At 60.8% G+C, this 22,378-nt stretch carries 21 protein-coding genes; 6 read left to right on the top strand and 15 right to left on the bottom strand.

Features of this window, described 5'->3' with window-relative positions; genetic code table 11:
• Nucleotides 1-10: 10 nt before the first annotated feature.
• The 5 genes from HLH29_RS01505 to flhA form a co-directional block, all read right to left on the bottom strand.
• A complete protein-coding gene (locus HLH29_RS01505; RefSeq protein WP_182964256.1) occupies nt 11-775 on the bottom strand; it encodes a hypothetical protein in 765 nt (254 codons plus the stop codon).
• A 170-nt stretch (nt 776-945) separates the two neighbouring features.
• Nucleotides 946-1,371, bottom strand: a complete 426-nt coding sequence (locus tag HLH29_RS01510; protein ID WP_182964257.1) for a flagellar FliJ family protein — start codon at nt 1,369-1,371, stop codon at nt 946-948.
• Complete coding sequence (gene fliI, locus HLH29_RS01515; RefSeq protein WP_182964258.1) at nt 1,368-2,759, bottom strand: flagellar protein export ATPase FliI; 1,392 nt, start codon at nt 2,757-2,759, stop codon at nt 1,368-1,370. Before fliI ends, HLH29_RS01510 begins: the two co-directional genes overlap by 4 nt.
• Nucleotides 2,760-2,959: 200 nt before the next feature.
• Nucleotides 2,960-4,738 (bottom strand): DUF1217 domain-containing protein, encoded by a 1,779-nt coding sequence (locus HLH29_RS01520; protein ID WP_182964259.1) that lies wholly within the window; start codon nt 4,736-4,738, stop codon nt 2,960-2,962.
• 154 nt (nt 4,739-4,892) lie between these two features.
• Nucleotides 4,893-6,983, bottom strand: a complete 2,091-nt coding sequence (gene flhA, locus HLH29_RS01525) for a flagellar biosynthesis protein FlhA (protein WP_182964434.1) — start codon at nt 6,981-6,983, stop codon at nt 4,893-4,895.
• A gap of 380 nt (nt 6,984-7,363) precedes the next feature.
• Here flhA and HLH29_RS01530 point away from each other — a divergent pair, with 380 nt between their 5' ends.
• Entirely contained in the window at nt 7,364-8,917 is a 1,554-nt protein-coding gene (locus HLH29_RS01530) for a tetratricopeptide repeat-containing glycosyltransferase family protein (protein ID WP_246373622.1), read from the top strand.
• A gap of 26 nt (nt 8,918-8,943) precedes the next feature.
• On the opposite strand, the gene HLH29_RS01535 is transcribed toward HLH29_RS01530, so the two are convergent.
• Entirely contained in the window at nt 8,944-9,825 is an 882-nt protein-coding gene (locus tag HLH29_RS01535; protein WP_338030154.1) for a transglycosylase SLT domain-containing protein, read from the bottom strand.
• A gap of 349 nt (nt 9,826-10,174) precedes the next feature.
• Between HLH29_RS01535 and HLH29_RS01540 the strand changes: the two genes are divergently transcribed.
• From HLH29_RS01540 to HLH29_RS01555, 4 genes are all read left to right on the top strand, one after another.
• Complete coding sequence (locus tag HLH29_RS01540; protein ID WP_182964437.1) at nt 10,175-11,335, top strand: flagellar basal body P-ring protein FlgI; 1,161 nt, start codon at nt 10,175-10,177, stop codon at nt 11,333-11,335.
• A 6-nt stretch (nt 11,336-11,341) separates the two neighbouring features.
• Complete coding sequence (locus HLH29_RS01545; RefSeq protein WP_182964260.1) at nt 11,342-11,689, top strand: rod-binding protein; 348 nt, start codon at nt 11,342-11,344, stop codon at nt 11,687-11,689.
• Nucleotides 11,686-12,117: a hypothetical protein gene (locus HLH29_RS01550; protein WP_182964261.1), complete on the top strand. Its 432-nt coding sequence runs from the start codon at nt 11,686-11,688 to the stop codon at nt 12,115-12,117. The genes HLH29_RS01545 and HLH29_RS01550 overlap by 4 nt, the downstream gene beginning before the upstream one ends.
• Nucleotides 12,118-12,264: 147 nt before the next feature.
• The gene (locus HLH29_RS01555; protein WP_182964262.1) at nt 12,265-12,765 is read left to right on the top strand and encodes a hypothetical protein; all 501 of its coding nucleotides are present in this window, start codon (nt 12,265-12,267) and stop codon (nt 12,763-12,765) included.
• A gap of 12 nt (nt 12,766-12,777) precedes the next feature.
• Here HLH29_RS01555 and HLH29_RS01560 read toward each other — a convergent pair whose 3' ends face one another.
• The 8 genes from HLH29_RS01560 to HLH29_RS01595 all read right to left on the bottom strand — a co-directional run bounded on the left by HLH29_RS01560 (nt 12,778) and on the right by HLH29_RS01595 (nt 20,134).
• The gene (locus HLH29_RS01560) at nt 12,778-13,521 is read right to left on the bottom strand and encodes a DUF6468 domain-containing protein (RefSeq protein WP_182964263.1); all 744 of its coding nucleotides are present in this window, start codon (nt 13,519-13,521) and stop codon (nt 12,778-12,780) included.
• An 80-nt stretch (nt 13,522-13,601) separates the two neighbouring features.
• Complete coding sequence (gene fliM / locus HLH29_RS01565; RefSeq protein ID WP_182964264.1) at nt 13,602-14,753, bottom strand: flagellar motor switch protein FliM; 1,152 nt, start codon at nt 14,751-14,753, stop codon at nt 13,602-13,604.
• A gap of 58 nt (nt 14,754-14,811) precedes the next feature.
• Complete coding sequence (locus HLH29_RS01570) at nt 14,812-15,279, bottom strand: flagellar basal body-associated FliL family protein (protein ID WP_246373624.1); 468 nt, start codon at nt 15,277-15,279, stop codon at nt 14,812-14,814.
• Nucleotides 15,280-15,860: 581 nt separating this feature from the next.
• Entirely contained in the window at nt 15,861-17,189 is a 1,329-nt protein-coding gene (locus HLH29_RS01575) for a flagellar hook protein FlgE (RefSeq protein ID WP_182964266.1), read from the bottom strand.
• Between the two features lie 387 nt (nt 17,190-17,576).
• Nucleotides 17,577-18,662 carry an EscU/YscU/HrcU family type III secretion system export apparatus switch protein gene (locus tag HLH29_RS01580; RefSeq protein WP_182964267.1) on the bottom strand — a complete coding sequence of 362 codons (1,086 nt, stop codon included), beginning with the start codon at nt 18,660-18,662 and terminating at the stop codon, nt 17,577-17,579.
• Nucleotides 18,663-18,668: 6 nt separating this feature from the next.
• Complete coding sequence (locus HLH29_RS01585) at nt 18,669-19,430, bottom strand: flagellar biosynthetic protein FliR (protein ID WP_246373626.1); 762 nt, start codon at nt 19,428-19,430, stop codon at nt 18,669-18,671.
• 85 nt (nt 19,431-19,515) lie between these two features.
• Nucleotides 19,516-19,791 carry a flagellar biosynthetic protein FliQ gene (locus tag HLH29_RS01590; protein WP_182964269.1) on the bottom strand — a complete coding sequence of 92 codons (276 nt, stop codon included), beginning with the start codon at nt 19,789-19,791 and terminating at the stop codon, nt 19,516-19,518.
• A gap of 10 nt (nt 19,792-19,801) precedes the next feature.
• Nucleotides 19,802-20,134, bottom strand: coding sequence for a flagellar hook-basal body complex protein FliE (locus tag HLH29_RS01595; protein WP_182964270.1), 333 nt, complete (start codon nt 20,132-20,134; stop codon nt 19,802-19,804).
• 325 nt (nt 20,135-20,459) lie between these two features.
• On the opposite strand from HLH29_RS01595, the gene HLH29_RS01600 reads away from it, so the two are divergent.
• Nucleotides 20,460-21,134, top strand: a complete 675-nt coding sequence (locus HLH29_RS01600; RefSeq protein ID WP_182964271.1) for a hypothetical protein — start codon at nt 20,460-20,462, stop codon at nt 21,132-21,134.
• Nucleotides 21,135-21,281: 147 nt separating this feature from the next.
• Here the strand turns inward: HLH29_RS01600 and HLH29_RS19960 are convergent, their stop codons facing one another.
• Nucleotides 21,282-22,274, bottom strand: a complete 993-nt coding sequence (locus HLH29_RS19960) for a flagellin N-terminal helical domain-containing protein (RefSeq protein WP_182964272.1) — start codon at nt 22,272-22,274, stop codon at nt 21,282-21,284.
• Nucleotides 22,275-22,378: the final 104 nt, after the last annotated feature.

Here is a 22,378-nt window from a genome sequence, read left to right on the forward strand (position 1 = left end):
TACCGTGACCTTACAGGCCCTTGTGATGGACCATGCCGACGCGGCTGGACGGGTCTCCGCGATAGGCTGCGCGTCCTGCATGCGTCAAGGAAAGAGAGGTATCGAGCCAGACTTCTCCGCCGAGTTCGCGCCAGCGCCGGCAGAAGGTGAAATCCTCGCTGAGATAGGTTCCGGTCTCGGGATCAATGCTGGCGTCGAACAGTGCATGGTGCGGGCTGCCGTCTCCGCTGCCCGCGGCGTCGATCCGGCGGTATGCGGTTTCGGGATGGTGCTTGATCATGCGGGCGATCGCCTTCCGGCTGATCATCATGAAGCCGGTACCGGCGTAATGCGTCCGGATGAGCGGCCCTTTTTCCCATGTCTCGTGCATGGCATCGGTCTCTCCGACATAACGAAGGGAGGCCGATTCCTGCGGTTCGCCACGCAGGATGTTTTCTTGCGTGCCTTTGTCCCAGAACCGATCCTTGATCGGATACATGCCCGCGATCAGGTCCTTGTCGGCCGCGAGAAGGCGTGCCGGCGCTTCTGCGGCGAATCCGATATCGGCATCGATGAAAAGCAGATGCGAGGCGTCGGACCGCGTGAAAAACTGGTGAACCAGGGTGTTGCGTGCCCGGCTGATCATCGCATCGTCGCCGAGCAGGGAGAGAGTCATCGGCGTCCGCATGACGCCGGTGCAGGCGATAACGGACTCCATGTATTCCTGCGTTACCTGACCGCCGAAACAGGGCGTGGCAATGAATATCTTTGCGGTCTGTTGTTCTGTCTGTTCCATGCGCTTTCCTGGTCGCTTATGTCCATGGAGATGATCGTATCGTATCGTATCAGGCACCGTCATGTGCCGACCTCGATAAATAGCGATAGCGGGGGCATTCCACTTACTCAAGGATGAAACATGACAAAACCGACGATCATTTTGTTGGAATGATGCATGAACATTGAACGTCAACCTGGGGTCATGCGAACGCGGCGCGACAGATCGTCGATTTCGGCCAGTTCCCGGCGGGTGCGGATCTCTTTTTCCTCTTCCACCCGACGGTCCAGAATGGAGGTAGCCGCCTTCAGGTCCGCGTTGGCCTGCATGAGGGTTTGGCGCGCCTGGTCGGAGGTCCGGCTGGCGGCATGCAGGGCACTCCGGGCGCGTTCAACAGCTTGCTGTCCATAAGGCAGCCACTGACGGAAATCGTCCAGTGACGCGTGCCCCGACGTGGCTTCCAGCCGTTCGGTTTCGATCGCCGCCTGGCTGCTTTCCACCTGGCTGCGTGCCGCGTGCTCTCTGGCGAGTGCCTCGGCCATGATCGCCTTTGCCTGGTCGACCTTTGTCTTGTGAAGGCGGATCAGGGACCGTAATGCGCGTGTCCGGGAATTCATCGCGATGTGCCGGTGGTCGAGAGCGCGCCACGCAGGGCATCGAAGCTTTCGGCGATCGTCGCGCTTTCATTGCGTGACTGCTTCAGGATGTTTTCGATTGCGGGCGCGACGCGGATGGCCCTGTCGGTTATGGCGTCGTTTCCCGCCCGGTAGGCGCCCAGGCGAACCATGTCCTGAATATCGTCCCAGGTTGAAAGATCGGTGCGCGCTTCCAGGACCAGGGCGTTTTCCTCCGCGGCGTTGCAGCCGGGAACCGTGCGCGAGAGAGAGCGGAGGACATTGACGGCCGGATATCGTCCGCCTTCGGCGATCCGCCGTTCCAATACGACATGCCCGTCGAGAATGCCTCGGACAGCGTCAGCGACGGGCTCGTTGTGATCGTCGCCTTCGACGAGGACTGAGAACATGGCGGTGATCTGGCCGGCCTTGCCATCCGGGCCGGCCAGACCGGGGCCTGCCCGTTCCAGCAGGCGTGGCAGTTCCGCGAAGACGCTGGGCGGATAGCCCCGGGTGGCGGGTGGTTCGCCGGAAGACAGGCCGATCTCTCGCAGGGCCTGGCAAAAGCGGGTGACACTGTCCATGAGCAGCAGGACCGATTTGCCCTGATCCCTGAAATATTCAGCCACGGCCATGGCCGAATAGGCGGCTTCCCGGCGCATCAGAGGGGAGGTGTCCGAGGTGGCGACCACGACGACCGATTTGGCCAGGCCTTCAGGGCCCAGATCGTCCTCCACGAACTCGCGGACTTCTCGGCCTCGTTCCCCGACGAGCGCGATAACAGCGACGTCGCAGTCGGTATTGCGCGCCAGCATGCCCATGAGGGTCGATTTTCCGACACCGGAGCCAGCGAACAGACCGAGCCTCTGCCCCTCGCGGCACGTCGTGAACAGGTTGAGCACCCGTACGCCCAGATCGATGCGTGGCCCGAGGCGGGCCCGCAGCCCGGCTTCCGGAGGTGGAGCATGCAGTCGGCATGGTTCCCCGCCCGGGGGCAGTGGGCCCTTGCCGTCGATGGGACGCCCCATCGGGTCGATGACGCGTCCCTGCCATAGGGGATTGACGACCAGTGTGCCGCCCGCCCGACGCTTTCGCTGTTCTGGGTCGTATAGCCGGAATGCTGCACGGCAGCCGGACCCTATGCCCGCCAATGCCCCGAAAGGCATGGCAACGGCCGTGTCACCTCGGAACGCGACGATTTCCGCATCCGTCTCACGTCCGTCCAGTCCGAAAATACAGACCCTGTCCCCGACTCCGGTGAAGTCGCGCATGCCGCTGAGGGAGACGGAAAGGCCGGTCAATCCGGTCACTCGGCCTTCCAGCACGCCCACGGGAATATCGTGAAAGGGGCCGGCCACGACATTGCGGATCGCATCCAGGGTGCGGGCCATTCCGGTGCCAAGCGTATCATCGTCGGACGCTCTTGCTGTCCCGGTAGTCGATTCGGCAGGTTGCATATTGCGCTTACCCTGTCAGACAGGTTGCGCCTGCGCAAATCGCGAGGCTCGGAGACCGATGTCCTGGGAGTGGCATCGAGGTTTCTGCGTCCGACGTTCCGCGGTGCATTTTCTGTAATTCTGCGACAGCCTCCTCAAAACATGCCGGAATAAAGATTTCCGCTCGACGAGGATGACGATGTATTGACACCGAAGAGTGCGGCAATGCCCGCTTTGCTCGAATCGCCACCATACAGATCCATCATGGTTGCCGGTTTGTCCGGCGTCTGCGGAGTGATCTGGAGCATGGCCAGATAACGTTCCGCATATTGCTGGATCTGCTTTGGAGTCCGCAGCTTGGTGAAATCTACCTTGCTTTTCAGCATCCGGATCTGCTGGTCGTAATCCAATGTGCCGAATGTCGACGGATCGTAGCCGGAGACCGTTTCCGCGACTTTCAGCAAGATGGGATCGGACATCAACTGCGCCAGGGAGGTGATGCTGCTCATCTTGCGCGTGAAGTAGAGGGCGTTGCCGACCCCGTTATCCTGGAAATCGTTGCTATTTTCGTACTGACTCAATTCGAACTGCGACACGACATCTTTCATGTTGATCTTGGTCACGGTGTTCGTGACTTTACTGTCGGTCGTCAGGGTTGAATTCTGGCTCGGCGTCGAAGTCGAAAGATTGGGGGGCTGAACATCGACGGTGTAGGTGACGCCGTTCATCTTCGCTTGCAATGCGGGGATAGTATGCGAATACTGCCCGTTGACTTTTAGAAGATTGCCGGTGCTGTCGAATGAAGTCGTAAATGTCGTGCTGGTGACCTGCGCGCCGTAGGGATCGATGATATAGGCCTGCCAGGTCGAGGGCGAGGCGGAGTCCTGAACCCATTTGACGGACAGGGTGGCCCGGTTGGCGGCGGCGACGCCGTTGGCGTCGTCCGATGTTTCGTTGGGGTCGAACGGTGCCGTGACGTAGGTCTGGTTCGTGCCCGAGAGGGTACCCAGCGTAATGGAGGGAAGTGTCAGGCTGATGCTGGAGCCTGACGGTGATGTCAGGCTGGCGACCTGGCTTTTACTGATGGTGCTGGACGTGCTGGACGGAGCCATGGTGACGCCGCCGGTTCCCCCAAGCGTCCCGAGATCAAGGCTGATGGATTGATGCGTGGTGCCGGTGCTGCCGGATGGGGTGATATTCAGGGTAATGGGCAATGACACGGTGCTTCCGGCTCCGCCGGAGGTTACGGCCTTGCCGGTCGACATGTCGGTAGCGGACGCCAGGCTACCGTCCTGGTTGAAGACGACCTGATAGGCGTTCGTATCGATTGTGGCATTGCCGTCCGCGTCATAGGCATTAACGGTCCAGATCCGCGGATTGCTTGAATCCTGGGTCCATTTAAGGGCCACCTGATGGGCGTTGGATTGCGAATCATAAGTCGTGACGGGTGCCGTCGTATAGGTCTGGCCGGTCGCGTCGGCAGCGGGAAGGGTGGCGTTTACCGAAATGGTCTTCGTCGCGCTGTAGGTCTGGCTGACTACGGCGGAGGTTGCGTCGGGAGCAAAGGGTGACACGGAGGACGTGCCTTTGTTTTGCCCCCACATCTTGAAGGCATCGGCAAAGGCCAGCCATGCGGCGTTATTGGATGATTTGGCGAGGGACTTGGATGATGTCGGGTCCTGCGTCAATAAGTCCTTGATGATGGCGGTTGCGTTGGACAGGGAACTGAGCCCATAGGCGCCCAGCACCACCTGCAGGACCGAATAATCCTTCAAGAGTCCATCAACGGACGTAATCGACGCCGCATCCTTTTCGAACTTTGCGACTTCCTGCTTGGTGGTGGCGTCGGTCTTCGCGTAGGTCGCCGAGGCCGTCGCCTCGTTCTTGATCGCAGAAATGTATGTCGAAATCGGAGAGGCGTTGGAGATGGACATCAGCCCGATCCTTGATACACTGCCATGGCATGGAAGACGCGACTATGATCTTGATCGCATCTTTATAGGGCCTCCAGCCTGGCATGACCATACGTTCATTCTTGCAAGAGCGAGAAAGATTGTGGGGTGGCGTGCAATTTCTCCTGCCCCGATGTCATGTAATGGTTGCGATCGTCTTGATTCGGGCGCGTGGATATATTTCGGATTGTGCAAGGACCGATACGCTGGGTCGTACGCGTTCCACGATCGAGCGCATGGAGTCCCGGACCGGCGTCGAAACGACGATGACCGGTACCTCGCCGGTGGAAGAGACGGTATTGAAGACCTCTCGGAGGCGCGCGACGAAACGGTTCAGCAGGGACGGCGGCATGGCCAAGCGCCGTTCCTCGCCCTGTCCCGCGATGTGGTTCATGAATTCCGCCTCCCATTCCGGAGACAGGGTGATCATCGGAATATAGCCGCCCGGACCTTCCAGCGTGCTGCAGATCTGCCGGGAGAGGCGGACGCGCACATGGTTGGTCAGATTCTGGATGCCACGCAGGCCGAGGCCGCTGCCTTCCTGGATGCTTTCGAGAATGGTCGGAAGGTCGCGGATCGAAATGCGTTCGGCCAGCAACGATTGCAGGACGCGCTGGACCGTGCTGAGCGTCACCTGGGATGGAATCAGGTCGTTGACGAGCTTCTGCTGTTCGCGGGGCAGGTCGTCGAGGAGTGACTGGGTGGCGACATAGGTCAGAAGGTCGGGAAGATTTTGCCTGACCAGCTCGCTGAGATGCGTCACGATGACGCTGGCGGGGTCGACCACGGTGCATTTCAAGGCAATGGCCTTGGCCTTGAGGGAGGGGTCGATCCACACGGCGGGCAGGCCGAATGCGGGTTCGGTCGCCTTGTCGCCGACAAGGGGAGGTGTGCCGCCGGACGGGCTCATGGCCATCAGCTTGCCGGGCTTCGCCTCGCCCGAACCGATTTCGATCTCCTTGAGCTTGATGATGTATTTGTCCGACGGAAGCAGGATATTGTCCTGTATCCTGATGGGCGGCGTCACGAAGCCCATTTCGGTCGCGATCGCCCTGCGCAGCGCCTTGATCTGCTCGGTCAGTTGGGAATTCTCGCCGCTGGTCAGGGGCAGCAGGCCGAAGCCGAGTTCGAGACGCAGCAGGTCGAGCTTGAGAACGTCGGAAATCGGAGCCGTCGTCGGGGCTGGCGTGACTTCGGTCACGTCCCCGTCACTATCTTGGGTGGGCGTTTTGTGGCGCCACCAGGCTCCGGCGCCGGCCAGGGCGGCAATGGTCAGGAAGGGAAAGGCCGGCAGGCCGGGGAGCAGCGCGAAGCAGGTTGCCAGCACCGCGGCCATGGCCATTGGTTTGGGATTGCCGCCCAGTTGCCGAACCAGGGTGACGTCGGCGGACCCGTCCGTACCGCCCTTCGTGACGACGATGCCGGCTGCGGTCGAGACCAGGAGGGCGGGAATCTGCGATACGAGCCCGTCGCCCACGGTCAGGGTCGTGAAGGTGCTGGCGGCCTCGTTCACGGGCATGCCATGGCGCAGCACGCCGATGGCCAGTCCGCCGACGATATTGATGCCCGTAATGATGATCGCCGCGATCGCATCGCCGCGCACGAATTTGGCGGCGCCGTCCATGGCCCCGTAGAACGCGCTTTCTTCTTCCAGTTCCTTGCGCTTCAGGCGTGCCGTCCGGTCGTTGATCGCGCCGGAGGAGAGTTCGGCGTCGATCGCCATCTGCTTGCCCGGCATTGCGTCGAGGAAGAAGCGCGCCGCGACTTCCGCGATGCGGCCCGAGCCCTTGGTGATGACCATGAAATTCACCACCAGCAGGATGCAGAACACGATCCCGCCAATGACGACGTCCCCGCCCATCAGGAAGCCGCCGAACGCGGCCACCACATGGCCGGCGGCATATGCGCCTTCATTGCCGTGGCTGAGGATCAGCCGCGTGGTTGCGATTTCGAGTGCCAGTCGCAGGAGGGTCGTCAACAGGAGAAGGGTGGGAAAGGAGGTGAACTCGACCGGCTTCTCAAGGAACAGCGACACCATGAGGACCAGCGCGGAGGCGGTGATCGACAGCGACAGCCCCATGTCGAGGACAAAGGTTGGCAGCGGAACAATGAGGATGGACAGAAGCAGCAGGACACCGATCGCGAGGCCGATGTCCGTTCCCGGGATCAGGGACCGCCAGGAAAGCGAATTCAGGCTGCCGCGCAGCACATTGTTCGAAAGCGCCATGCCGCGGGAAAGCGACAGGAACCGCCGCACGGAGCGGTTCCTGTCGGTCAGCTTACCGTCGCCGGGCTGTGCGATTGTGCTGCCATTGACGGGGTCCAAGATGCCGCTTTTCCTTTCGTATGCCGGCTGTGGTTATGACGATCTCGGCATGATCGCCATGGCCGGGAAGCCTGGGCGGCTGTTCTGTGGCATGGAAGGGTACAGACCCGGTTTCTGGGCCTGATAAGTACCGCTATAGTCGGCTTTGAGCAAGGCGCGAAAATGGTGCCGGCGGGGAATCGGGACTCTTTCGGCCGATATATGCGCCGGGTGGCGCGAGGCAGGGGCTGGGGGGATGCGGCTCCGGACAAGGTAGGGTGGGATTTGTGACGGAAGCAGACATGAAGGTACGCACGGAGTCCGGCGCGGGGGAGGCCGGGCGGCTCCTGACGGTCGCGTTCGCGAAGGAAAGCCTGTCGCAATCGCCGACGCCGGCCAATCTGATCGAATTCTGCGATAGGCTGGCGGCCCAGGGGCAACTCGTCGAGGTCTTCCGCCTGGTTCTTGAGATGACGTCGCTGCGCATGGATGACTGGCAGCTCAGCCTGGCCGGCGCGACGGTGATCCTGCGCTACAGTTCCAATTACGATATTGTCGAAACATTGTTGCGTAACGTGCTCCGATGCGAACCGGACAATGTCGCTGCGCAGGCGTTCCTGGCGCATATCCGAGTGGCCTCTGGAGACGTCGCCGGAGGGTGCGCCCTGTTCTCCGGTATGATGCAGCGCTACCCGGCCGAGCATGCGAATATATGCGAATATATATCGATGTCTCTTCTCGAAGCCGGGTATCCGGAGGAAGCGCTGAAGATCCTGCTGTCTCATCTCCAGGGCGGGAATGTGACCGCAGCACTTCTGAACAATGTGGGGTGCGCCCTGGAACGGCTCAATCGCTCCCCTGACGCTCTGCCCTGGTATGAAAAGGCCCTGGCGCTTGCGCCGTCCTCGCCCGCGATCAGCTTCGGCTATTCCTGCACGCTGCTGAAGGCCGGGAGACTGCGTGAGGGATGGGAAGCTTATTGCAGGCGCGATTTGATTGTCAGTGACAAGTCGGCATGGTTCCTGTCCCTGCCGCGTCTGCGGCCCGGAGATGACGTGTCGGGACGGAAGGTCCTCCTGTTCGACGAACAGGGGTTGGGCGATACGATCCAGTTCATTCGCCTGGTCCCTTACCTGCTGGAAAGGGGGGCCGAGATCACCATCGTCGTGCCCGGAACGCTGGTCCGTCTTCTGACCCTGTCTTTCCCGGGTGTGTCCGTGCGGAACAAGGAGAATTTTGGCAGGGAGGACGGATATAGCTTCGCTGCACCTATTCCGGACCTGCCCTACATCGCCGGCGTGATGTCGGTACGGGATATTCCGGATGGCATTCCGTATCTTCGTGCCGATGACGGGGATGTCGCGCGGTTTGCGTCTCGCCTGCCAGGCCGGCGGCCGCGTATCGGCCTGGTCTGGGCGGGTGACCGGAGGACGCAGTCCGAGCATGTGCTTGCGGACAAGCGCCGTTCGGTCACGCTGGCGGACATGGGGAGCGCTCTGATGCCCGTCGAGGCGACGCTGGTTAGTCTTCAATTCGGCCCGCCGCGTGCAGAAATTGAGGCGTGGCACGGTCAGGCGCTATTCGACCCGATGGGCGATGTCCGGGACATGGCCGACACGGCCGCGATCGCCAAAAATCTCGACTTGGTCATTTCCGTCGATACGGCGCCGCTGCATCTCGCGGGGGCTCTCGGCTGCCCGGTGTGGCTGGTCAGCCGTTGGGATGCCTGCTGGCGATGGGGCGATGAAGGAAGGAGCTCTCCCTGGTACCCGAACATGCGCGTGTTCAGGGCGAAGGAGCGGTCGTTCACAGCTGTCCTTCAGGAGGTCGGGCTGGCCCTGCGTAACTGGCTATAGCCAGGCGCCTGTCGGGGGCAGAGGCGTCAGCCTGTCGGGCCTGCCAAGGCGATGGGGTTGGCGCGGTACGAGGCCAGGGTGCGCCCCCGCATGCCTGCAGAGGAGGGCCGGTGCATCGTGGGTTGTGTGAAATGCGCGAATCCCTGGAACGGGTGAAAGACCTTGGCCGGAGCAGGGGCCGCGCCGCCGGCGGCGTCGGGTTGCGCGTCGGCCGTGAGGGTCGGTTGCTGTATCGTCCTGGGCGCGGCGGGATGGGGGAAGAACGGGGTGGAAAGGGCGGGCGCGTGTGAGGACTGGCGTGATGGGGGCTGCTGGTCCCGTCCATCCTGCGGGATCGCCCAGGCCTCGAGCACTTTCCATTGGTAGGGTGTGCCGATGCCCGGCGTCTGGGAATGGTACGCGGCGGCGGCCCTGGGCCAGCTTCCCGTCTTGTCATACATCTGGAGCAGGAACCGGCCGGCGTAGAGCGCATTGGTCACCGGGTCGAATGCCATGTCGAGCGAGGCAAAGGCATCCGGATGCTGTTGCAAGTTGACCTGCATGCAGCCGACATCGATCGACTGGATGCCTTGCTGACGAAATGCCTCCACGGCCGCGACAGCTTTGGCGCGCGTTGAATAATAATGGCCGATTCCTGCGGCTGTGATCGTCCACGGCCATGCGGAAATGGTGCCGTCCGGACCAGGCTTGCCGCTTTCGACACGGCTCATGGCATTGAGGAAGCCATCCGGGACATGTAGATCCCGTTCCGCTTGTGCCGTTGCCGCGATGCAGAGCGATGCTTCGGGTGGTCGGGCGAGCGCCATTCGTGCCGGCAGAAGCAGGGCGATGGCGACCACTGCCACCCGACATGCCTGACGTCGCGGAGCATGGTAGAGCAAGGCCGGTGTCGGGGCTGGACCTGTCACGGGCCGTCTCTCCCTGTATCGTGGCCGCTCGGTCCTGCGTAGGAGCAGGAAAGCATCGCCGGACGTATCGAACCACGAAAGTCTATGAAGTCTATGCAGCGGTTCGGCTTTACCTCATTTCCGCGATGGTCCACAACCTGGCGGAACCTGCAAGGCAGAAGGCGAACTGCCCTTCCTATTTCGCGCCGGTGGGCCATTGAATGTCATGGTCCGGCGGCGTATTCTCCAAAACCGCCATGGTCACTTCGCGGAATGCCATGGGCCGAAGTGCAAAAGGTGACCAGTGTCTATGAGGACTTGCCTCAGGGTGGCCAGCCTCTATCGCAACCATTTCGGTAAAGGCGATGGAATGAGTGCCGCGTTTTTCAGCAGGGAGAGCAGGTGGGCGCCCCGTTTTCGACGGATTGTGGCGTTTGTTTCGACAGCGTTTCTTCTGGCAGGGCTGTTCCCGTTTCCATCGGCCAATGCCGCGATGGTCAGGGTAAAGGATATCGTCGATTATGAGGGCGTGCGTGACAACCAGCTTGTCGGCTATGGCCTTGTCGTCGGCCTGCGCGGTACGGGCGATCGTCTGACCAATACGATTTTCACGCGCGAAACGCTGATCAGCATGCTGAACCGACTCGGTGTGAATATTCGTGACCGCGAGGTGCAGCTTCAGACGCATGATGTGGCCGCCGTCATGGTGACTGCGACCCTGCCGCCTTTTTCTCATGGTGGCGGACGGATCGACGTGACAGTCTCCGCCGTCGGTGATGCGCGCGACCTGGCCGGCGGGACGTTGCTGGTTACACCGCTTCAGGCCGCGGACGGCGAGGTTTATGCCGTTGCCCAAGGATCGCTGGTTACGAACGCGTTCGCGGCTGGCGGTGCCGGGGCTGCCATGACGCAGAACATTCCGACCAGTGGCCATATCGCCAATGGCGCGGTAGTTGAACGTGAGGTGCCGGTTAATCTGGGGGCGAGCGGCATCATCCATCTCTCCTTGCATAATTCCAATTTTACGACCGCGAACAGAATTGCCGATGCGATAAACCGCCATATCGGGCGTGGCATGGCGCGGGTTGACGACCCGCGTACCGTCGCCATCGACTTGTCCGGGCGGGGTACGGCGGAAACCCTGTACCGTATCGGCGACCTGAGCATTGAACCCGATACGATGGCCAAGGTTATCGTCGACGAAGCCAGCGGAACGATCGTCATGGGGGACAATGTGCGCATCAGCACGGTCGCGATCGCGCAGGGAAATCTGACGATCCAGGTCACGGAAGCGCCTATTGCATCGCAACCCGGTCCGTTTTCCAACGGAACGACCGCTATCCTGCCGCGAACGCAGATCACCGCGAATACTGATAATTCCCACCGTCTGGGGATATTGCGCGAGGGGCCGACTCTTGCCAGTCTCGTGTCCGGCATGAACGCTCTGGGCATGGGGCCGCGGGATATGATCAGTATCCTTCAGGCGATCAAAGCCGATGGCGCTCTTCAGGCCGATCTTGAAGTAAGGTAGCGAGGCATGAGTGGTGTAGGCAGTGTCGCGTCTTCGCTGTCGGTGATCGGCCGGCAGCAGATGTCGGCTGGGCAGCCGGATTCGACCCAGACGGAGCAGGCCCGCAAAGCAGCCGTTTCGTTTGAAAGCGTGACCATCGGCGAACTGTTGCAACCGATGTTCGATACGGTCGATACCTCTGATGGCATGTTCGGAGGCGGCGCGGCGGAGAAGCAGTTCCGCTCGCTCCAGGTGCTGGAACTCGGCAAGCAGATCGCCAATAACGGCGGTATTGGCATTGCCGACAGTGTCTATCGCCAGATCCTGGCCATGCAGGAACAAGCTCAGGCCCAGAAGGAAACGAGCCAGTCATGAGCAGCGCCCCGGCCAGAACCGCGGATTCTCTCCTGGCCAGCTTCCAGGCGGTTTGCACCGTTCTCGAGGCTGAAAACGATCTTCTGAAAGTGGGCAAGCTGCAGGAGGTCGTGGACATGCTTCCAGCGAAACAGAGAGAAATGGACACGCTGGAGAGCATTCTCTCGGTCGACGGGACGGATTCACTGCTGGCCGATCAGCCGCCTGTCCTGATGACGCCGGAAACCGAAGAAGCGGCTGGTCGCTTCGGCGCATTGATCCACGCCAACCGGGCATTGCTGAAAAACGCGATCGACGCGCAGAACGTCCTGATCCGGCTGATCGTCGTGGATGCGGTGCAGGACGTAGGCGTCGGTTATGGTGCGTCGGGTCAATATATGCCGAGCACAGGCGCGCAGGCGGCACTGACATTGCGCAGCGATGTCTGACGCAGGTTGTCGTTCCTTTTTTCCGTGTCGTTGGTATGCGATCGGACGGTATGCCGCATAGAGTGAAGAGCCCACTTCAGGCCCTGGGGCGTCCAGAAAAATGGGGTTCGAATTGTTCGGCTTCTCGATACCCGGAAAAGAGAATTCATGAATCTACGACGTCATTTCGCGGCCCGGCTGCCTGATATCCGGCAGCATGCATTTCGGGTGGGTGCAGTGGTCGTGGCATCCGCCGGGTTGGCGGGCTGCCTGTCGCCGGCCAAGCCCTATCTGGATATGGGCCGGCGCCTGGCAGATGTTGGCTTCGTTGCGCATAAGGCGGACACCACGGCGCGCTATGCCATGATGAATACGCTTCCGCCCGGTGAACTCACTTATCGACCGTCTTCGGTCGGCCCGGTCTATCTTTATGCCGATCCGATCGGTTGTGGGTGTGTGTATATGGGGTCGGCGACGGCATACAGCTATTATGTGTCGCTGGTCGCTGCTGGGAAGAATAAACGGACATCGCCCTCCGCCGTGTCGGAGATCCCGGCGATGGCGGCTGAGAACAGGCGTGATACGGCTTTGTGGGACTGGAGCGCGTGGTCGCCCAATGCCGACCCCGGCCCCACCCAGCCCCGGCATGTCATTGGCGGATACTGGTAGAAGCGGGGGTTCCTACCGGGAGGGCCGGCTGAGAAAGGTGTTCTCAAACCTTTTCAACTGCTGATTTTTCTCCCGGGCTGAGCCCCTGGTTCTGACATTCTTCGATCCGTCATTTCCCTTGGTCGGGGCGGGAGTGGCGGTGCGCTGTGCCGATGGTGCGTCCGGGCTCCAATCCCGGGGTGTGTCGCCTTCTTCGCGGGTTGCCCTGAGTGGCACGTCATTGGTCGAAGACAGGGTATTTGTGGGCGCCGTGTCCTGTGGGAGTGAGAGGGCGGATTCGGAGTTGCTTTCCCCTGCGTCCACTGGAGGCGTGATGGCAGCTTCTCGCTGCGTGCCGTCGGCAGCAAGGCCGTTTCGTGCTTCGGCATTCTGCTTCAGCTCAATTTCGGATGCCTTTTCGAGCAGTCGTTCAAGCCTCTTTTCGTGGGGGGATGCCTTGATCGTTGCTGTCTCAAGGCGATCTGCCGTCGCATCCGCCTTGCCGACCATGGTGCCCAGCTCGGTGCTTGTCACCTTGGCCAGTTCGATCATGCGGTTGAGTGGGCGGCCGCTGACTTCCCCGGCCACGCGCAGTTTCTCCACGCCCTCTTCCGCACTCTTCACGCTGGCTTCGAGTTTATCGACCAGTCCCATCAGGCTTTCGCGGTCGTGCTTCAGATTGGAGAGAATCCGACTGAGATAAAAGCTGTAGATAATCCCCAGGAGAAGGAAGAACGATAAGACGATCTCGATGATCAGCTGGATCTGAGTCAGCATTTGCCAGATGTCTCCAGTCTGGCCCGATTGTGAAGCGACGGGCGGATAAAGAAGGAAGGAATTGGGGTTGTCCTGTTCTCTTATTCGCGGGATGCGAGGGAAGGGGGGGTGTGAGGATGCGGACTGTCGGGTGGCACCAGTCGTCGTTCGATTTTCACGGCTGCCTTGCCGTGCAACTGGCCGAGTCGTCCTTCGAACAAGGAGTTCTGCCCGCATTGCAGCGTGACATGAATCGGGGTGTCGCTCCGGTAGGGAAATGCGATCTGCGTACCGGGGCGCAGATTGAGGACCTGGGAGAGGGGGAGAAAATTTTCCTCGAACACGGCGGATACTTCAACATCGGTCTCGAGAATCTCGGACATCAGATGGTTTTCCCAGATCGAGTCTCGGCCGAACCGTTCGCCCATGAATTGCTGGGACAGGCGGTCACGCACTGGCTCCAGGGTTGCGTAGGGGATGATGAGGTCCAGGTTGCCGCTCTTGTCCTCCATATCGATATGCAGCTTCGTCATCACTACGGCATTGGATGCTCGCGCGATTGCCGCGAAACGGGAACTGACCTCGAGCCGTTCGAACGTGAGATCGATCGTGCAGACGGGATTGAACGCCGCCGAGAGGTCGTTGAGGGTCAACGTGATCAGTTTTTCGATCAGGGAACGTTCGATCGCCGTATGTGGGCGGCCCTCGGTCCCTGCGTGGCCTACGCCGCGGGGGCCGCCCATCAGGATATCGATAATGGAATAGGACAATCCGGAATCGACGACGACAAGGCCATAATTCTCCCATTGGACGGCCTTGAAGACCGCGAACAAGGAGGATGACGGTACGGTGTTCATGTAGTCGCCGAAACACATCGAGCGCGTGCCCTCCATGGTGATTTCGACGTTGTCGTTCGTGAAGCTGCGTAATGTGGACGACAGGAGTCTGACAAACCGATCCAATGCGATTTCCAGCATCGGCAGGCGCTCATACGCGACGAAGCCGGCCTTGATGACGCGTTCCATGCCGGTCTCTTCCCGGTCGGGAAGTCCGGCGAACGTATTGCCCAGAAGGCTGTCGATTTCAGATTGGTCCAGCATGTGACTGCTGATCATGCTGTCTTCAAACCCCGTGAACGCATCTTCCCGTGCGTCATGGCTCGTCCCTGACGCGTGGCTCTGCGCTTCGGGCGGCGCCTCGGTACTGGTTTCGTCGGACTGGCCAGCGTCCGGTGTGTCGTTTACGTCCTGCATATTGTTTTCGCCGCGGTTTGAACTGTATTTGGTCTGAATATCACGTAAAATTCTTTGATTACTGAATCAGGAATTCAACCAGATACAGATTCGTGACCTGCAAGGGCAACAATTCCGCCCGGAGACGACGCATGATCGCCTCGCGCAGCCGGTATATTCCGTCGCCCCGGATGTCCTGCGGACGTGTCTCGTGCAGGTAGGTCTGAAATATGTCCTGAACATGCGGGATCATGTTCTGGAGCGACGCCTCGTCGCGTGCGCCTGATATTTCGACCTTGGCCGTCAGCTTTACATAGACCGGCCGGCCATCGCCATTGTCGAGATTGGAAACGATCGGCGGAATGCCCAGGATGATCGGCGGATGCAGCACCTGATCCGTGCGGGTTACCACCTCGGTTCGAACCGAATGGAACAGATGGCCCCTCTTCATGAACAGGGTGCCACCGCCGACAGCGAGAAGAAGAGCCAGCAGACCGATGAAGAGGAGTTTCGTCGGGGAACGCCGGGGGGTCGTTTCCGTAGCCATGGATCGCCGCTTTTCGTCTCGGGAAGAGGGTTCGGGTACGCCGCCGGTTGCAGTTTCGCTCATATGCAGGTGGCTCCCCGGGGGTAGGTAAACGATTTATTGATAGTGTAGCTACTGGAGGGTGCATGCTCAATGGCATGGGTGGGGCGTTTGTGACGATAGAGGGAAGCCGCCGCCATCAATCGGGCCGATAAGCGGTCTCGTGTGACGTTGTCATGATATCGCGGGGCGCCTGGGCAGCTTCTCTATCGCGGGCAGGTCGGTATACGGATCGCCGATCCGTTGCTCGTGCCATCATGGAGCATGGATGAAACGCGCAGGACGTCTTGCGAGGAGGCTGGTGTGGTCGATCTGTATCGGGAGAGGCGCCCGGCCGAAGGTCGAGGCCATGATCGCCCCGGTTCGCGGGCCAGGGGACGCGCAAATGTCAGGACTGCATCCGTTCGTCTGCCGGAGAGGGACAGAAACCGGACGCCCGGCAGTCGATTTTTTCGGATCGCAATGCCGGATCGGCGGGCGGCGATTGGCAGGTCGCGCCGGCTGGCCTGTGTCTGCCACAAGCCAGCCGCGGGTCAAGCTCGTTACTGCTTCATGGCGATCGTGGTCTGCAGCAGCTGGTCTGCGGTCGTGACGATCTTGGTATTGGCGGAGTAGGCCTCCTGCGCGACGATCAGGGCGGACAGATCGCTGGTCAGATTGGTCGTGGAAGACTCGACATATCCGACCGACAGTGTGCCCGTGCCATTTTCCCCGACATTGCCGATTTTGGCGTTGCCGGATGATGCCGTGGCTGTATACGCCTGACCGTCGACGGCATTCAGCCCGTCGACGTTGGCGAAATTCGCCATGGCGATCTTGCCCACGAGCTGGGTGTCGCCGTTATCGAAAATGGCCATGATAGAGCCGTCGCTCTGGACCGACACGCCCTCGTAGGTGCCGCTGGTCACGCTATCGCTGGCCAGGGACGGAGTCGCTGTGGGGGTGGTGCCGGTCGTCATGCCGGTTGTGCCGCCGATTGTGCCCAGGTCAAGATTGACGGTCTGCTGCGAGCCATCCTGATACGACACTGTGATCGGAATGTTGGCGGTGGCACCGAACAGAGTCGAGCCGACGGGCGTGGCGCCGTTCGTGATGGAGGCGATGGAGCCGTTGGCATCGAAGGTTACGGTATATGGACCGGCATTGGTCAGCGTCGCGGTGCCAGCGCCCGCAACGGCTGTACTCTGGGCTACCACATTCCAGGTGTTGGGGGCCGTATTCGTCCATTGAAGTCGAACGCCGCCCGAATTGTGGGTCGGGTTGGCGCTGGCGTAACTGCCATCGTACACTGTTGCTGCGGCGGTGGTAACCGTGTCGCCCACGGCGGCTGTGGATGACAGCGTCCCGGTTGTCGAAAGGGTGGTGCTCTGCGTGGGACGGAAAGCGACATTCGCGACGTTGAGCTGGGTCAGGTTCGTGTTGAGCGTCCCGCTCGGATCGACCATATAGCCATCAAGATAGTAGCCGCTGGTGTTGACCAGGTAGCCGTTCTTGTTTTCATAAAATTCACCGTTTCGGGTGTAATACTGCGCGTTCTGGAACTGGGTCTGGGCAGCTGTGGACGCGCCGGTTTCCTTGGACACGACGTACAGGCCGTTGCCGGAGATCGATGTCGCCAGGCTGTCGGCGCTGCTGGCTGCCGTACCCTGGGTGTCCACATGCTGGATGGTGACGGCGGAGACGGAGTCCGAGATATCGGCCGATGCCGCGTTTCCGACGAGTGAACCGGCAACGAAATCCTGGAATGCCGTCGTGGTGGCCTTGTAGCCGACCGTCTGGCTGTTGGCGATGTTGTTGCTGAGGTTCGTAAATGCGGTCGACTGGGCGTTGATACCGCTGACAGCCGTGGTAAGGGCATTGAAAACTGACATGTGCCGTCCCTGCCTGTGCGCGCAGCTATCTGTTCCGCCTACCGTCAAGCAGGAAAATCACAACCCGATCATGGCCTGGGAGCTCATGACGTCATGCCCGTCAGACCATTTCCGGCGTGACGCGATTTCGGGTCAGTGATCTTACGGACATGGAATGGCGGCTGAAACATTCCCCGCGCGACATCTGTGCCTTGCTGGCTTTCTGAGTAGCATGCGCGGCGTGAAACGCAAGGACTTCATGTGTCGTTTTTGTACTACGGGTACATGAAAGATGTTACTGAATTGTTTCCGCCGGTGGATTCAGTGGCTACGCGGTCGATGCGGTTCCGGATGACGGACCCGCCGGGAAGGATTCCTATCCGATCACGCGATACGGAGAGGCGGCGATTACTGTCGAGGCACGCGTGAACCCGGTGTCTTGAGTTTCATGACGTAGGCGATGATCGCGGCAACGGGCTGGAAATATTCCGGCGGTATTTCGGAATCTACCGGCAGGGTATAAAGGGCGCGGGCCACGGGCGGGTTGGAGACGATCGGGATCTTTGAATCCTCGGCTGCCTCGCGGATGCGGGTGGCGAGTTCGTCCGCGCCCTTGGCGACGATTTTAGGCGCCGCGTCCGTACCGTTTTCGTAAGACAGCGCCACGGCATAATGGGTCGGGTTGGTGACGATGACGGTGGCCTTCTTCACGGCCTGGAGCATCATCTGCCGGGCGCGCCGCATGCGGATCTGCTTCTGTTTGGCCTTTACCTTGGGGTCGCCATCGTCCTGGCGCACTTCCTCCTTGATCTCCTGATGGCTCATGCGCAGCTTTTGCAGCCGATGGTATCGTGTCCATACTTCGTCGAGGACGGCGATCACGGCCTGGACCGTCAGGACGGTCAGCGTGGCGTACACGAACCACGATATGAGTTCCGAGGTCAGGTGGTGAAGGGTCCAGCGTTCGGCCTCGGGTGCGACGTGCAATGTTCCTTTTGCCACATCGTAGAGCACTGCGCCGAAGGCGACGAACTTGACCAGGCTTTTCAGCATCTCGATCAGGTTGTTCGTGCTGACCACGCGCTTGATCCCCGACAGGGGAGACAGGCGCCCGATATCGGGGATGAGGGCCTGGGGGCGGAACAGCAGACCCGTCTGAAGCATGGCGCAGGCGATGACAACCGCCACGCAGACGAGCACCAGGGGCGCCACCAGCAGGATGCCTTCGCGTACAGCCTGCTGGAAGACCAGGAAGAGCGATCCTCCATCTATCGAGATGGTATCGAAATGCTCCATCAGTCCGCGCATGTGCCGGAGAAATGTGCCGCCTGCGGAGGTCGTGGTCGCGGTGAAGACGGTCAGGAACGCGCTCAGGACCAGGAGCATCTGCGTTTCGCGGGATTGCGCGACGTTTCCGTCCGTGCGCGCCTTCTGCAGCCGTTTTCCGGTCGGGGCCTGCGACCGGTCTTCGCTGCTGGATCCTTCTTCTGCCATGGTAACTCAGTGCAGCGACGGCGGGGCGCCTACGCCGGGCAGGGCGACAAGCAGGTCGCTCATCCTTTCCTGCCAGACGCCGGTCATGATCTGGATCAGCATGGCCAGCAGGAGGACGCCACCCAATAATTGGGCCGGCATGGCAATGCCGTAGACTTGGATCGCCGGCATCAGGCGGTTCAATACTCCCAGCATGGCAGGCCACAAGGTGCCGATCAGGATAAAGGGAGCGGCTAGTTGCAGCGCCAGGACGAATGTCTGCGCCGTGGCGGTGACGATGCTTTTTGTCATGTCGCCGAGCATCGGCATATGGCCCGGGGGAAACAGGTGGTACGAGCCCGTCACCGCAGCCAGGGGGAGGACATAAAGGCCGGTCGAGAGAAAGATGACCGGCGTGAGGGAGGAGGCCATGTGGCTGATGGCCGTGCTGGATGCCCCGAGTTCCGGATCCGGCTGGAGGATGCTGGCCAGGCCCGCGAGGATGGCGATGATCTGCATCGCAATAATCATTGCCATGGAAACGAGTCGGGCCAGCAGCCCGATGAATGCACCGGATAAAAGCTCGCCCGCGATGACGGCCAGCACCATGAACGGGTGATGAAGCGCCGGCCCGGATATGGCTGCCAGATGATCCTGCACCACTGGCAGGATGGTGATGCTGATGACAAGCGCAATTCCCGCCCGGACCATCATGGGGGACGTGGTTTCGCCAAAGCCGGGGGCTGTCATCACCATGGCACTGACCCGGCACAGGGTCAGCAGGAACATCGCGGCCAGTACGGGGATGGAGCCGCCGGGAAAGGCCAGATCCCCGGTCATTCCAGAATGGTCGCCGCCAGAGTGCGGCCTGTCTTCACGAACCGCCCACCATGATCATCTGGTCGAAGATGGTCTGCGCATATGTATGGAGCGTGGCATACATGAACGAACCCGTCAGCATGAGGGCGGCTGTCGCGGCCATGAATTTCGGCACGAAAGACAATGTCGCCTCGTTCACCTGGGTTACGGCCTGAAGTAACGAAACCAGGATGCCCGCGCAGAGGGACGACAGAAGGGAAGGTGCGCCCATCTTGACTGCAACGAGCAGGGTCTGACGAAGTATTTCGTGAACATCGACCGTATGATGCATGTGCGAGGGCTTAGATCGACATCTTCATGACGTCCTGATAGGCCTGCACCATGCGGTCCCGAACCGTGGTGACGGTTTGCAGGGTCAGTTTCGCTTCTTCCACGGAGGTCGCGATATCGGTGAGGCTGCCTTTGCCGGAGAGGCCCTGGGCCGTCATCGTTTCGGCCGTCTTGCCGGTTTGAATCGCGTTTTTGAGCGCGCCGTCCAGAACATTGCCGAAGCTGGACACGCTGTCGGTGGGGAGGTCGTTCTGCGTGTCGTCGGTGGAAGGCTGCAGGGCCTTCTGTGTCTGCCCGTAGGCATTGAGCGCATCGAAGCTGCGTGTGGTGATGTCGCTGATCATCGTGTACGTGCCGCGCCCCTTCTGCCTTGCAGGATATCCCTGGCAGGCTATTGCGCCTCATTGCCTAACCCACTCTAGTCATGACGGCAAGATCGGTATTTTTACCTTTTATTAAAATATCATGACTGATCTGAACCGCTTTGACGAGGCGGAATCGCTGGTTGAACGATTGAGGGATGGGCAGATCTTCGTGGGAATCGAGACTTGTCTGGTGCTGTGCTGCGGATATGTATCGTGATAGAGGGTGTTTACGTGCGCGCCAGTATATCGTGGGGCGTCGAAGCCGTCGTGGCATGGCGACAGAAGATCGTCGGGCTGCATGTGCATGGAGTACGGCGTTGACAGGTCATATAGAGTCGATATGCGACGTTTGGTGAACGGTGCCCGCGCCGGCTCCGGCAGGGGATTGCTGGCCTGTGCGACCGCCTTGGTTGCCTTGCTGGGTGTGGGTGGTTGCGGGGCAGCCATGGCTCGGGGCAGCAGCGGTGGCAGCGCGACCGCGCATATTGGAGACGACGGTCTCCGCTGTCCATCGGGGCCGGTCCGTATCGCCGAAATTCAGGCGATTACACGACAGAATAATGAAGCGGATCCGAACCTGCCGATCGGCGCGGCCTCGGTGGAGGTCTGCTCGACGGACGCAACCAAATTTACCGATGTCGTGACGCGTGGCGCGCCCGATGAAGCGGTGACGGGCGGTTCGGTAGGACAGAAGACAGGTGTCGACGGAACGATACAGATTCGTGGCCGCACCGCGCAGATGGACGCCACCGTCTATGTTCCGCTTGCCGCGGCGGATATCGCGCAATGTACCTCAAGGGATGACGCCCCGCAGCAGGATGGCACGGGCGGACCATGCCGGCCGCATGGATTCGTGGCGAGTTTTGCCGGCACATGGGTGTTTTCGGCGGGAAAATGGCAGAGTTTTCAGACCGGCACGGATTCTGCCGGAAACCCGATCGTCCTGGCCGTCAGGATCATGAACGGACCTGTGGAATGACGGTCTGATGCCGGTCGGGAGCGCGACCGGACATGTGATGCGCGCGCTGTCCCTTTTCTCAACTGGCCCTGACAAGGCATAAATAAAAAGTGCCCCCGACGATTGCCGGGGGCACTGACCATCTTACGCCGTGAGCGTAGGACGGGATTACTGGAACATCGACAGAATGTTCTGCGACTGCGAGTTCGCGATGGTCAGCGACTTGATGGCCAACTGCTGCTTGGTCTGCAGCGAGGTCAGCTTCGCGCTGGCAGCCGCCATGTCTGCGTTGGTCAGCGCGCCGATGCCGTTGCCCAGGTTGTCGGAGATGGTCGAGCCATAGGTGCTCATGTTGGTGATGTTGTTGGTGTTCGCGCCCAGCGAAGAGGTGACGAAGGTCATCGCCTTGATGGCGGACTGGACCTGGGCGATCATGTCGGCGACCGCAGAGGTGCCGGTGAAGTTGGAGCCAAGCTTGCCGCCGATCGCTTCGAACACGTTGGAGGTCGGAGCGACGCCTGCCGTGCCGCTTGCCGTCAGACCCAGTGCGTCCGTCAGGGTCGTGCCGACTGCGCCGGTGACGGTCGTACCCGTGGTAAACGCAGATGCACCCGCGACCGCGGCACCGCCCATATAGGAGGCGATCGTCGCGTTGAAGCCGGTGATGGTCGAGCTGTCACCCTGCAGGCCCGTGATGTAGGTGAGATCGCCGGAGGTGATGCCGAGGCCGTCCGTGGTGCTGCCGCTGAGCAGGTTGACGCCGTTGAACGTCGCGTTGCGGGCAATGGTGTCGATCTGAGCGAGATAGGCTGTGATCTGAGTGCCGATCTGGTCCATGGAGGCCGGGCTGCCCTGGTTGTTGCCCAGCGAAGTCACGGCGGTCTGCACTTCCTGCAGTACGCTGATGATCTGGTTGGCGGCGCTGGCCGTCGAGCTGACGGTCTGGGCGGCGAAGGACAGGCCGTCATTCACGGCGCTCTGGCCGGACACGTTGCCCTGCATCTGCTGCGCGATGCCGAAGGCGGCGGCGTTGTCGGCGGCAGTGGAAACCTTCAGGCCCGTCGAAACGACGTTCTGTGTGTTGCTCAGGCTCTGCTGGACGGCATCCAGCGTCTCGATAGCGATTTTCGAAGAGGCGTTGTTGTTGATGGAAAGGCTCACGGCATTTTCTCCATGCTGGCTATCCTGGGGTGGACCAGGTCAACGCCAGAAAATCGGGAAATGGCTAAGAGAAGGTTACCAGCGCGACCCCGAAGAGAATTTTC

The sequence above is a fragment of the Gluconacetobacter tumulicola genome, assembly GCF_014174215.1.
GTDB lineage: Bacteria > Pseudomonadota > Alphaproteobacteria > Acetobacterales > Acetobacteraceae > Gluconacetobacter > Gluconacetobacter tumulicola.

What these genes read in the sequence shown, in the direction of transcription:
- HLH29_RS01505 (WP_182964256.1), bottom strand. Translation starts at nt 775, where the DNA reads ATGGAACAGACAGAACAACAGACCGCAAAGATATTCATTGCCACGCCC.
- HLH29_RS01510 (WP_182964257.1), bottom strand. Translation starts at nt 1,371, where the DNA reads ATGAATTCCCGGACACGCGCATTACGGTCCCTGATCCGCCTTCACAAG.
- fliI (WP_182964258.1), bottom strand. Translation starts at nt 2,759, where the DNA reads ATGGCCCGCACCCTGGATGCGATCCGCAATGTCGTGGCCGGCCCCTTT.
- HLH29_RS01520 (WP_182964259.1), bottom strand. Translation starts at nt 4,738, where the DNA reads ATGTCCATCTCCAACGCCTCTCCGATTTCGACATACATTTCTGCGATC.
- flhA (WP_182964434.1), bottom strand. Translation starts at nt 6,983, where the DNA reads ATGGCGCTTTCGAACAATGTGCTGCGCGGCAGCCTGAATTCGCTTTCC.
- HLH29_RS01530 (WP_246373622.1), top strand. Translation starts at nt 7,364, where the DNA reads ATGAAGGTACGCACGGAGTCCGGCGCGGGGGAGGCCGGGCGGCTCCTG.
- HLH29_RS01540 (WP_182964437.1), top strand. Translation starts at nt 10,175, where the DNA reads ATGAGTGCCGCGTTTTTCAGCAGGGAGAGCAGGTGGGCGCCCCGTTTT.
- HLH29_RS01545 (WP_182964260.1), top strand. Translation starts at nt 11,342, where the DNA reads ATGAGTGGTGTAGGCAGTGTCGCGTCTTCGCTGTCGGTGATCGGCCGG.
- HLH29_RS01550 (WP_182964261.1), top strand. Translation starts at nt 11,686, where the DNA reads ATGAGCAGCGCCCCGGCCAGAACCGCGGATTCTCTCCTGGCCAGCTTC.
- HLH29_RS01555 (WP_182964262.1), top strand. Translation starts at nt 12,265, where the DNA reads ATGAATCTACGACGTCATTTCGCGGCCCGGCTGCCTGATATCCGGCAG.
- HLH29_RS01560 (WP_182964263.1), bottom strand. Translation starts at nt 13,521, where the DNA reads ATGCTGACTCAGATCCAGCTGATCATCGAGATCGTCTTATCGTTCTTC.
- fliM (WP_182964264.1), bottom strand. Translation starts at nt 14,753, where the DNA reads ATGCAGGACGTAAACGACACACCGGACGCTGGCCAGTCCGACGAAACC.
- HLH29_RS01570 (WP_246373624.1), bottom strand. Translation starts at nt 15,279, where the DNA reads ATGGCTACGGAAACGACCCCCCGGCGTTCCCCGACGAAACTCCTCTTC.
- HLH29_RS01575 (WP_182964266.1), bottom strand. Translation starts at nt 17,189, where the DNA reads ATGTCAGTTTTCAATGCCCTTACCACGGCTGTCAGCGGTATCAACGCC.
- HLH29_RS01580 (WP_182964267.1), bottom strand. Translation starts at nt 18,662, where the DNA reads ATGGCAGAAGAAGGATCCAGCAGCGAAGACCGGTCGCAGGCCCCGACC.
- HLH29_RS01585 (WP_246373626.1), bottom strand. Translation starts at nt 19,430, where the DNA reads ATGTTCCTGCTGACCCTGTGCCGGGTCAGTGCCATGGTGATGACAGCC.
- HLH29_RS01590 (WP_182964269.1), bottom strand. Translation starts at nt 19,791, where the DNA reads ATGCATCATACGGTCGATGTTCACGAAATACTTCGTCAGACCCTGCTC.
- HLH29_RS01595 (WP_182964270.1), bottom strand. Translation starts at nt 20,134, where the DNA reads ATGATCAGCGACATCACCACACGCAGCTTCGATGCGCTCAATGCCTAC.
- HLH29_RS01600 (WP_182964271.1), top strand. Translation starts at nt 20,460, where the DNA reads ATGGAGTACGGCGTTGACAGGTCATATAGAGTCGATATGCGACGTTTG.